Source organism: Streptomonospora sediminis, assembly GCF_054778995.1.
Genome location: NZ_BAAGYZ010000066.1, coordinates 16,598 through 27,511 on the forward strand (window position 1 = coordinate 16,598; position 10,914 = coordinate 27,511).

The following is a 10,914-nucleotide window of genomic DNA, read 5'->3' on the forward strand; positions in this document are numbered from 1 at the left end:
CGCCCCGCGCCCGCTGCGGCGCCAGGGCAGAAAAGGCCCGCCGATGCCCTCTTCGGACTCCCCGCCACCCACCGGCCCGCGGCGCGGGTACGGCGTTGGGGCCTGGACCGTGTTCGTGCTGGCGATCGTCTCAGTGCTGACGCTGCTCGGCGGCTGCCTCTCGGTGCTATACGGGCCGTTGCTGACCGGAGGCTGAGTGGGCCCGCGGACGCGCGCCTGCGCAACCGCGTACGGCGGGACCGGGCCACCGCCGCAACGCCACACACGCGACACAGAAGGACCGAGCATGACCGAAGACGTGCCGCAGCCTGCGGGCGAGGGCTACTTGGCGCTGCGTTTCCAACGGCGGTTCGCGCACCCGCGCGAGGTGGTCTGGCGCGCCCTGACCGAACCGGCGGGGCTGGGCTTCTGGTACCCGTTCGAGGTCGACACCATCGACCTGCGTGTCGGCGGGCAGATCGTCTTCGACGCCGAGGAGGGCGGCGCGCCGGACACCCGGATCACCGAGCTGGACTCCCCGCAGGTCTTCGCCTTCGACCAGTTCGACGACGAAACGGCGGAGACCCACGGACTGCACTTCCGCCTTGAGGCCGAACCCGGCGGCTGCACGCTGTTCTTCACGCACACGTTTTCCGAGCGGCTCTGGGACGAGGGCGCGCAGGAGTCCGGCTGGCGCTACTGCCTCGACGACCTCGAAATGCTGCTGGAAAACCCGGAGGCGGCGCAGCCCGAGGGCGCGCCGGCGCAGCCGTAGAGCCGACCGCCGCCGCGGACGAGGACGCACGAGCACGCGGAAATGCCGGGATCCAGCGCTGGATCCCGGCATTTCCGCATGGTCACCGCCCATCGGGGCGGACTAGAACATCGAGATGTGCACGTGGTCGAAGTGGTTCTCGGTGATGCTGCCGCGGTCGGACATGTCGCGCCAGCCCTCGTCGCCCCGGCGGATATCCCAGATCTGCTGGCGGTAGATCACGTACATGATCCCCAGCCGGTCGGCGTTGTCCTGGGCCCAGTCGGCGATCCGCTGGCCGCGTTTGTTCTCCTCGGGCGGCGGCATCTGGCCGTTGGCGTTGACCATGAAGTCGCAGGCCCGCCCCTTGGGGTGCTCGCCCACTACGTAGCCGCCGTCCGGCCGGTAGCAGCCCACGCCGCCGGTTTCGGGGCTCTCGCCGAATTTCTCGATGATCAGCTCGCGCATCTGCTCGGTGCGCGGCGTGATGTTGTAAGGCCCCTGCATCTCCTGGGCGGGGTAGTCGGCGATCAGCTTCTGCACGTCGGCGCGCTGGCTCTCCAACTCGTCCAGGTCCTTTTCGACCTTGTCCGCCTTCTCCTGCGCGTTCTCCTGGGCCTTCTCATCGCGCGCGATGGCCTGTTCGAGCTGGTCCACCTTGTCCTGGTTGGTGTTTGAAAGGTGTCCCACCAACTGGGCCTGGTCGATGATGGCCTGCGGGTCGTCCTCGACGAACATGGCCAGGGCGGGGTCGATGCCGCCGCTGGTGTAGCTGGCCGCCGCCAGTCGGCGGACCTGTTCCTGCGCCTTGTTGACCTCTTCGCGGGTGCTGTCGGCACGTTCCTTGGCTGCGTCGGCCGTGTCGATCACGGCCTCCATGTCGCGCAGTTCGCCGCGGTACTCGTCGCTCAGGTTGTCGGCGCGGTCGCGCAGCTCTTCCAGGCTGGCGTCGGTCGGCAGCGGGGCGGCCAGGCCGGCCGAGGGCACGGCGACCAGTGTGCAGGACGCCAGTACCGCCGCGGCCAGGACCGCGGCGGAGCGGCGGTGGCGCGGCGGGACGGCGGAGGTTTCGGGCGTGTCGTCGAGGTGGCGCGGGCACGGGGGGTCGGGCGCCCAGAAATCGGCGAAGTCGTCCGCATGGGCGGATCGGTGGGGCTCCACGTGGGTCGCTCCTCGGCTTGCGCGGCGCCGGTTCGGGCGGGGGCGCGCGCACTCGGTCGGATGCGTCGGATGCTTGAGCGGCGCGGCGATCGGGGCGGGCACCTGCGAGTGCCCCCGATCGGCGGCGCGGCCCGATGCAGGGTAGGGCAGTTAACCCCGTTTGCCAATTGAACGCCTGCGCTTGGGCCGCACTTTGATTGTACGGAGGTGGCGGCCCTGCGCGGGTCGCGGACAGGCCGAACCGCAGACCGCCAACGACCGGCAGCGCCGGCCCCGCAGCCCGCGCCGCCGCCCACCGCGGGCGGCGGAGACGGGTGTACGGACGGATACGGGGCGGCGGCTTGGCGGTTGCACGGCGAAGGCGCCGGGATGTCGGCGACATTGCCGCTCGGAGCGGCCGATCCGGGGCGCCCGAGGTGTTTCGCCCGCGCCCGCCGCGAGCGGCGCCGGGTTCCGTTGGGAAACAGCAGGTCATCAGGTTGGTCCGGCGGGCATGCGCCCCTGGAAGGCGTGTGACGCGGGGGGTTTGGGATGCCTGCTGTGCCCCGTCTCCGGTAACGGTTGGGTTTCTTCGGTATGTCCGGGCATTGACTGCGGCAGTGTGACCGGATTCTCTTATGGGAGCGCTCCCAAAAGACGGTACGGGGACGCGGTCAGTCAGGAATCCTCGTGTGACATAAGGGGTCGCAGATGATCAAGCTTAGGCGCGGTGCCAGAGCGGCCACCGCGGTAATCGGTGGCGGAGCCCTGCTCCTTGCCACGGCCTGCGGCGGTGGCGGAGACAGCGGTTCGGACGGCCAGGTCGAACTGGTTCTCGACACGTTCGGCGTGATGGGCTACGACGCGCTCATCAAGCAGTTCGAGGAAGAGAACCCCAACGTCACCATCGAAGAGCGCAACGTCACCGACGTCGGGAACTACACGCCGCAGCTCCAGCAGAACATGGCTGCCGGCAGCGGCGCAGGCGACGTGGTAGCGATCGAGGAAGCCAACGCCGCGCAGTTCTTCGCCCAGCCCGACCAGTTCGTCGACCTCAACGAGCACGGCGGCGCCGAGCTCGAGGACAACTACCTGGACTGGAAGTGGGAGCAGGGCCACGGCGCCGACGGGCAGCTGCTGGGCCTGGGCACCGACATCGGGTCGTTGGGCATGTGCTACAACGTCGAACTCTTCAGGCAGGCCGACCTGCCCACCGAACCCGGCGAGGTCGGCGAGCTGTGGCCCACCTGGGACGACTTCGTCTCCACGGGTGAAGAGTTCATGGATGCCGATACCGGCGCCTCGTTCGTCTCGACCATCCAGCCCAACTTCCGCGCGGTGCTCGCTCAGCACGGCGGCGCGCCATACCAGAACCGCAACGGCGAGTTGGTCATCGAGCAGACGGATACCACCCGCGCCGCCTACGACACAGTGACCGCGATGTCGGAGGCCGGGCTGTCGGCCAGCCTGCCGATCTGGTCGCAGGAGTGGAACGCCGGCATCCAGAACAACACCTTCGCCACCCTGCCCTGCCCGGCATGGATGCTCGGCCACATCGAGTCCACCGCGGGCGACGAAGGCAACGGCCAGTGGAACGTCGCCGACGTCCCCGGCGAAGGCGGCAACTGGGGCGGCTCCTTCCTGGCCGTCCCCACTCAGGGAGAGAACCAGGAGACGGCCATCGAGCTGGCGAAGTTCCTGTCCAGCAAGGAAGGCCAGCTCGGCGCATGGGAGGAGGCCAATGTGCTGCCTTCCAACCCCGAGGCGCTGAAGGACCCGGCGGTCACCGAGTTCACCCGCGGCTACTTCAACGACGCTCCGGTGGGCGAGATCTACAGCACTACCGCCAGGGAACTGAAGCCGGTCTACTTCGGCCCCGACACTCCTGCGATCGACGCGGGGTTCCAATCCGCCCTGCAGGCCGTCGAGCAGGGCAACGTCTCGCCCGACGAGGGCTGGAACAACGCGCTGGAAGAGGCTAAGCGCGCCACCGGCGAACGCTGACCTTCCGGCTGATTTCCCCGGCTGATTTCCCCGGTTCACCTTTCCGGCGGATCTCCGCCGACCCGGCGGCCCGGCCCCTCCCCTTTTTGCGGTGGTGGCGAAGCCAATTCGCCACCACCGGGCCGGGCCGCTTCGCACGTCGGCACAGGCCCCGCCCGTGCCGGCCACCCGGTCCGTACATCCCCCAAAGAAAAGGAAAGGAGCGCGACGCGTGACCTCACTGCAGCCCGGCGCCCCGCCGTCACCCGCGCCGGGGCCGGCGAACGGCGCCGGTACGAAGCCTCCCGACTCGCCGGAGCGGGCGCGCGCGCGTGCGCGCCGCAGCCGGATGTTGAGCCGGCTCGACATCCGCACCTCGCCCTATCTGTTCATCGCCCCGTTCTTCCTGCTCTTCGGAGTTTTCGGGCTGTTCCCGCTGCTGTACACCGTGTGGGTCTCCCTGCACGACTGGAGCCTCATCGGCGGCAACGAGGGCTTCGCCGGCCTGGACAACTACGTCCGCCTGGTGAGCGACGAGGTGTTCTGGAACGCCCTTTACAACACCCTGGGCATCTTCGTCATCGCGGTCGTCCCCCAGCTCCTCTTCGCCCTGCTGCTGGCCGACACGCTCAACCGCCGTATCCGCTTCGCCGGCGTCTTCCGGATGACGCTGATCCTGCCCTACATCACCTCTGTCGCCGCGCTGGCCATCGTCTTCGGCACGATCTTCGGCGGCGAGCAGTTCGGACTGATCAACCAGGTGCTGACATCGGTGGGGCTCGACCCGATCGCCTGGCGCAGCGACCGCTACTGGTCCTGGACTGCCATCGCGGTGATGATCGACTGGCGCTGGATCGGATACAACGCGCTGATCTACCTGGCGGCAATGCAGGCGGTTCCCAAGGACGTCTACGAGGCGGCCGATCTCGACGGGGCCTCGCGTATCCGCCAGTTCGTACAGATCACCATCCCGCTGCTGCGGCCCACCATCATGTTCACGGTCATCATCTCCACCATCGGGCAGATGCAGCTGTTCACCGAGCCCACCATCTTCGCCGCGAGCCAGGGCTACGCCGGCGGCAACCAGGGCCAGTTCCAGACCGTGATGATGCTGGTCTTCCAGGAGACCTTCAACTACCAGAACTTCGGCTACGCCGCGGCGGTCTCGTGGGTGCTGTTCATGATCGTGGTGGTCCTGGGCCTGATCAACGTGTGGCTCACCAGCCGGATCAAGGGGGCGTAATGACGGCCACGACAAGTGCGCGGCCCGCGGAGCGGCGCCGGCCCCAGCACCGCAGCCCGCGGAACAAGCGCCGCGGCGGCCGCATGCGCCGCATGCGCCAGGCCACGCCGCTGACCTACTTCGCGCTGCTGATGACGTTCGTCCTCTCGGTCTTCCCGCTGTGGTGGATGTTCGTCATCGCAACACGCACCACCACCGCCGCCACCCAGTTCCCGCCGGCGATGTTTCCCGGCGGCAACTTCATCGAGAACACCCGCCGGCTGTTCGAGAACGCCTCGGCGAACTTCCTGACCGGCCTGATGAACTCGCTGATCGCCTCTACCACGGTCGCGGTCTCGGTGGTGTTCTTCTGCTCGCTGGCCGGGTTCGCCCTGGCCAAGCTGAACTTCAAGGGCCGCGGGTTCTTCACCATCGCGGTGATCGTCACCATGGCCGTGCCGGTGCAGATCGGCCTGGTGCCGCTGCTGATCCTGATGGACTGGCTGAGCTGGCGCGGCGAGCTGCAGTCGGTGATCGTCCCGTTCATGGTCAGCGGGTTCGGCGTGTTCATGATGCGCCAGTACGTGCTGCAGACCATTCCCGACGATCTGATGGAGGCCGCCCGCATCGACGGGTGCTCCACCTTCCGCATCTACTGGAGCGTCGTGCTGCCGGCGCTGCGGCCGGCCATGATCGTGCTGGGGCTGCTGACGTTCATGCAGACCTGGAACGAGTTCATCTGGGCGCTGGCGGTGCTCTCCCCGGAGAACCCGACGGTGCAGTTCTCCATCCAGCAGCTGAACCAGTCCGCCTTCGCGCGCGACTTCGCCCTGATGTTCACCGGCGCGACCTTCGCGACCCTGCCCCTGCTGGTCATTTTCTTCTTGTTCGGCCGCCAGTTGGTCGGACGCATCATGGAAGGTGCGATCAAAGCGTGACCCAATCACACGTGTCCACCGTCGCCGATCCGACCACCGGCACCGATCGGGAGGCCGCGGTCCGCTTCCCCGAGGGCTTCGTGTGGGGCGCCTCTACCGCGTCCTTCCAGATCGAGGGGGCCACTACCGCCGACGGCCGCGGCCCCAGCATCTGGGACACCTTCGCGGCGGCCCCGGGCAAGGTGCTCAACGGAGACACCGGCGAGCCCGCAGTCGACCACTACCGGCGCTACACCGAGGACGTCGCCATCATGCGCGACATGGGTATCGGCGCCTACCGGTTCTCCCTGGCCTGGCCGCGGATCCTGCCCGAGGGCGGGGGAGCGGTCAACCAGGCGGGGCTGGACTTCTACGACAGGCTGCTGGACAGCCTGCTGGAGGCCGGCATCACCCCCTGGCCCACCCTCTACCACTGGGACCTGCCCCAAGCCCTGGAGGACAAGGGCGGCTGGCCCAACCGCGACACCGCCTACCGCTTCGCCGAGTTCGCCGAAGTGCTGCGCGAGGCGTTCGGCGACCGGGTCCGCGACTGGACGACGCTGAACGAGCCCTGGTGCGCCGCCTTCCTCGGCTATGCCCAGGGCGTGCACGCGCCGGGCAGGCGCGAGCCGGCCGCCGCGCTGGCCGCGGCCCACCACCTGCTACTGGGCCACGGCCTGGCGGCGGGGGTGCTGCGCGATCCGGGCGGCGACCGCCGCGTGGGGCTGACCCTCAACCAGACCACGCTGCGGCCCTACACCACCTCGCCGGCCGACGTGGCGGTGGCCCGCCGCGCCGACGCTGTGCGCAACCGGGTCTTCACCGGCCCGCTGTTCCAGGGGAGCTACCCCGCTGACATGGTCGAGGACCTCGCCGGCATCAGCGACTTCGGGTTCGTCCGCGACGGCGACCTGGAAGTGGTCTCGGCGCCGCTGGACCACCTGGGCGTCAACTACTACACCCCGCACTGGGTATCGGCCACCACCGACGGCATCGACCCGGCGCGTATCGAAAGCGGCGGCGACGGCGGGGCCTTCGTCGGCTGCGACGACGTCGTCTTCGTCAGCCAGGGCCTGCCGCGCACCGGAATCGGCTGGGAGATCGACTCCACCGGGCTGTACGAGGTCCTGGTGCGGCTGGCGGCCGAGTGCCCGGGCGTACCCATGTACATCCATGAGAACGGTGCGGCCTACGACGACGAGGTCAGCGCCGACGACCAGGTGCACGACCCCGACCGGGTGGCCTACATCGATGCCCATCTGCGCATCGTGCACGAGGCACTCAAGGCCGGTGTGCCCATGCACGGGTACTTCGTCTGGTCGCTACTGGACAATTTCGAGTGGGCCTGGGGCTACTCTCAGCGTTTCGGGGTCGTACACGTCGACTACGAGACCCAGCGCCGCCGTGTCAAGGACAGCGGGCACTGGTACGCCGATGTGGTCCGCCGGGGTGGTCTGCCCAGGTCGTAGCCGTGCAATGCTTGTAGGGGTGTGACCGCGGGGGCCGCGGTCACACCCGACGCTGCGGGGTATGGGGGAAAGGTGTTGCGATGAGTGGCCTCCGGCGACCGACGCTGGAGATGGTGGCAACGCGGGCCGGGGTAGGTCGCGGCACCGTTTCACGGGTCATCAACGGGTCGGACCAGGTCAGCCCGGCGACGCGCGAGGCTGTGCGCGATGCCATCGCCGAGTTGGGCTATGTGCCCAACCATGCCGCGCGCACGCTCGTGACCCGGCGCACGGACACGGTCGCGCTGGTCGTGCCCGAGCCCAACGACCGCCTTTTCGCCCAGCCGTTCTTCGCCCACATCGTCCGCGGTGTCAGCGCCGCGCTCAACGAGCGCGATCTGCAACTGCTGTTGACGACGGTGCGCTCCCCCGACGAGTACGGCCGGCTGGGCGACTACCTGACCGCCCACCACGTCGACGGTGTGCTGCTGGTCTCGCTGCACGCCGACGACCCGCTGCCGGACCGCCTGGCCGAAGCGGGGGTGCCGTGCGTGATCGGCGGCCGGCCCTCGTGGCAGACACACCACCCCATCCACTATGTCGACATCGACAACATCGGCGGGGCGCGTACCGCCACCACCCGACTTGTCGAGACCGGGCGGCGGTGTATCGGCACGGTGGCCGGACCGCCCGACATGGTCGCCGGCGAGGACCGGCTGGAGGGCTACCTGACGGCCATGCGCGACAGCGGTCTGCCCACCCCCACGACCCAGATCGCCCGCGGCGACTTCAGCTACGAGAGCGGCGAGGCCGCGATGCGGGCGCTGCTCGAATCCGCCCCCGGGCTCGAAGCCGTGTTCGTCGCCTCCGACCCCATGGCGCTGGCGGTGATGCGGGTCCTGCGGGCATCGGGGCGGCGCATACCCGACGACGTCGCCGTCATCGGCTACGACAACTCCTCCTTCGCCTCGCACAGCGACCCGCCGCTGACGAGCGTGCACCAGCCCACCGAGCGCATGGGCGGCGAGATGGCGCGCATCCTGGCCGATGTCGCGATCCCGGGCCACGCCGATTTCAGCGAACAGGTCCTGGACACCCATCTGGTCATCCGCGAATCCGGCTGAACACACCGGCCGGAAGTGTGCGGGATCAAAGATCCGCGCATGCAGACTTGCGGGAGGGCAATAGCGGTCCGGCGACCCCTTTCACCGGGATAGCGTGAAGCTGGGAGGAAATGGCCGAAAGGCCCAGCGGCTGCGGGGAGGGGAGCATTCGATGCGGTGGGTCACCTACCTTTCGCCGAGTGGCGGTGAGAAGCGCTCGGGCGTCATCGACGACGGCTGCGTCTTCGGATATCCGGGCGCGCAGAGCGTTTCGGAACTGCTGAAGCAGAGCCGCGACATGCTCGCCGACGCGTACCACAAGGCGCTTGCCGCCCCGGTCGAGATCATCGTCGAGTTCGAGACCCGGCTGTGCGCGCCGGTGCATTTGGAGCGGCCGATATCCGCCCGGGTGGACGGCGCCTGGACAACCCTCGACCCGGCGCTGGTCCGCGGCACCGACGACGGTGTCGTGCTGCCCGCCGGAGGATCGGCCGTCACCGCCACGGTCGGGGTCCTGGCCCTGTTCGGCGGCCAGGGATACCACGCGGGCTACACCCCGGCGTGCCTGTGGCGCACGCCTGAGGGCGGCCAGGTGGCGCTGAGCCTGGGCCCGGCCATAGTCACCCACGACGAGTTCGACGGTTCGCCGCTGCGTGTGGAAGCCGCGGTCGAGGGTACGGCGCTGGCCCAGGCCGAGCTGGACGGCGGCCCGGACTGGGCCGCGGTCGGCCGCGAGGGCTTTGCCGTGGCGGCGCTGACCTCCTGCACCCGGCCGCTCGAACGCGGCGAGGAGCTCTACATCGACGGTGGCGGCCTCGGCGAGTTCGAGGTGCGCGTCGGCGCAGGGGTCTGAGGCCTGCACGGGGCGGCGCGTGACGACGGTCTCTTCTGGGGGAGTGATCCCGGTGATCATGGCCCTGTGCAGCAGCGAGGCCCCCGGGTGGACCGCCCGCCGCCCTCGGCGCCGCTAACACACACTTCCCAAACAGGGCTTAAGCCGTGTACTCCCAGTGCCAGGGCTCGAACCCGCCGCGCGCCCATGGCGGGTTGTGCCATCCGTGTCCAGGGGCGTTGCGCAGCATCCAGCGGTACTCGGGCGAGCCGTTCCGGTTGATACCGCCGCACAGGTCCACCGCCGTCCCGCTGCCGTGGGCGCTCGTTCCCGGGCTCGCCGCCTTGCCCGCCGCTTTCTCGCGGAAGAGCCGGACCTGCTCGGAGAACGGCCGGTAGGAGTCGGTCACACAGATCGGACGTCCGAAATGTTCGCGGAACGCGCCATCGAGCGCGGTGAAGGCCGCGGCGGCGCCGGGCCGCAGCAGTTGGCCTGACTGGGGCAGCGGGCACAGCGCCGCGGCCGGGATGCGGCCGTTGGGATGGGTGCCGGGACCGGCTTCCGCCGCCGGCGCGCATACGCCTTGGGCCCGGCCGGAACCCGCACCGCCCGCACCGCCCGCTTCGGCTGCGCCGCCCGTTTCGCCTGCACCGGAGCCGCGTGCGCCGGCCAGGTCGGCCAGGTCGGCCTGGATGGCCGACTGCTCGGCGGTGAGGTCGGCCAGGGCGTCCTCCTGCTCGGCGACGGCCTCCAGCGCGTCGTCCTCGGCCCGGGCCGCTTCCTCGGCTGCGGTGCGCCGGTCGGCCTCGGCCGCGTCCGCGCGTTCGCTGAGGGTTTCCGCGGCGCTGAGCGCTGCTGCGGCGGTGCCGACCGCGCTGCTGCGCCGGTGCCCGATGAGCGCCAGGTCGGCGCCGCGGTCCAGGGCCTGCTGGGGTCCCTCGGCCGTGCTCCAGGCCAGGGCCGGCCCGGTGTCGGCGCCCTTGTAGGCGGCCGCGGCATAGGCGGCGGCGTCCTTGCGGGTTTCGGCGGTCCGGTCCCGCGCGCGTTCGGCGGCCAGGTCGGCCGACCTGCTGTCCTCCTCGGCCTGTTCCAGTTCTGCGGCGGCATCGGCGTAGTCGAGGATCCGATCGTCGGCACGGGCGTAGAGGCGGTCCAGGCGGGCGTGCACCCCCGCGAGGCGGTCCGCCAATGTGTCCGCGGAGTGCTGCCCGCGGCCGCCGGTGGAGGCGGCACCGGCCGGTGCCGCAACGAAGGTTGCGGCGCACAGTGCCAGGCACAGGATCTCCGCTGCGCGGCCGCACCGGCTGCGGTGGCGGCCGGGCCGCAGCGCATGCCGTCGCCTCTGGTCCACATGCGCCCCCTCGGCTCGCCACGGCTCTCACCTGGGACGATGACACGAAGCGGTGGTAGATGTACCCATAGTCGGGGGCGTGTCCAAAAAGTTATTTTTGTGATTCGGGCGGACCGATATCCGTCGGATCGCCCCGGCATGGACCGCGGGTCGGGCCTGGTGGCGGCACTGCCGCACGCGCGGAG

General features: G+C 69.8%; 10 protein-coding genes. 8 read left to right on the top strand and 2 right to left on the bottom strand.

All coding sequences use genetic code 11. The features are described 5' to 3' along the window. Positions 1–43: 43 nt before the first annotated feature. Positions 44–196: a hypothetical protein gene (locus ACYVD5_RS12820; protein ID WP_461001227.1), complete on the top strand. Its 153-nt coding sequence runs from the start codon at positions 44–46 to the stop codon at positions 194–196. 90 nt (positions 197–286) lie between these two features. Continuing rightward, positions 287–754 carry an SRPBCC domain-containing protein gene (locus ACYVD5_RS12825; protein ID WP_461001228.1) on the top strand — a complete coding sequence of 156 codons (468 nt, stop codon included), beginning with the start codon at positions 287–289 and terminating at the stop codon, positions 752–754. A gap of 102 nt (positions 755–856) precedes the next feature. Here the strand turns inward: ACYVD5_RS12825 and ACYVD5_RS12830 are convergent, their stop codons facing one another. Continuing rightward, positions 857–1,894, bottom strand: a complete 1,038-nt coding sequence (locus ACYVD5_RS12830) for a coiled-coil domain-containing protein (RefSeq protein ID WP_461001229.1) — start codon at positions 1,892–1,894, stop codon at positions 857–859. Positions 1,895–2,584: 690 nt separating this feature from the next. Here ACYVD5_RS12830 and ACYVD5_RS12835 point away from each other — a divergent pair. From ACYVD5_RS12835 to ACYVD5_RS12860, 6 genes are all read left to right on the top strand, one after another. Next, positions 2,585–3,877 carry an extracellular solute-binding protein gene (locus tag ACYVD5_RS12835; RefSeq protein ID WP_461001230.1) on the top strand — a complete coding sequence of 431 codons (1,293 nt, stop codon included), beginning with the start codon at positions 2,585–2,587 and terminating at the stop codon, positions 3,875–3,877. A 328-nt stretch (positions 3,878–4,205) separates the two neighbouring features. Next, entirely contained in the window at positions 4,206–5,099 is an 894-nt protein-coding gene (locus ACYVD5_RS12840) for a carbohydrate ABC transporter permease (RefSeq protein WP_461001290.1), read from the top strand. After that, positions 5,099–6,016: a carbohydrate ABC transporter permease gene (locus tag ACYVD5_RS12845; RefSeq protein ID WP_461001231.1), complete on the top strand. Its 918-nt coding sequence runs from the start codon at positions 5,099–5,101 to the stop codon at positions 6,014–6,016. Before ACYVD5_RS12840 ends, ACYVD5_RS12845 begins: the two co-directional genes overlap by 1 nt. Before the next feature lie 11 nt (positions 6,017–6,027). Next, complete coding sequence (locus ACYVD5_RS12850) at positions 6,028–7,464, top strand: GH1 family beta-glucosidase (protein WP_461001291.1); 1,437 nt, start codon at positions 6,028–6,030, stop codon at positions 7,462–7,464. An 80-nt stretch (positions 7,465–7,544) separates the two neighbouring features. Continuing rightward, on the top strand, positions 7,545–8,567 hold the full coding sequence (locus ACYVD5_RS12855) for a LacI family DNA-binding transcriptional regulator (protein WP_461001232.1): 1,023 nt from the start codon (positions 7,545–7,547) through the stop codon (positions 8,565–8,567). Positions 8,568–8,718: 151 nt separating this feature from the next. Continuing rightward, positions 8,719–9,399, top strand: coding sequence for a hypothetical protein (locus ACYVD5_RS12860; RefSeq protein ID WP_461001233.1), 681 nt, complete (start codon positions 8,719–8,721; stop codon positions 9,397–9,399). Between the two features lie 139 nt (positions 9,400–9,538). On the opposite strand, the gene ACYVD5_RS12865 is transcribed toward ACYVD5_RS12860, so the two are convergent. Continuing rightward, positions 9,539–10,729, bottom strand: coding sequence for a D-alanyl-D-alanine carboxypeptidase family protein (locus tag ACYVD5_RS12865; protein WP_461001234.1), 1,191 nt, complete (start codon positions 10,727–10,729; stop codon positions 9,539–9,541). Positions 10,730–10,914: the final 185 nt, after the last annotated feature.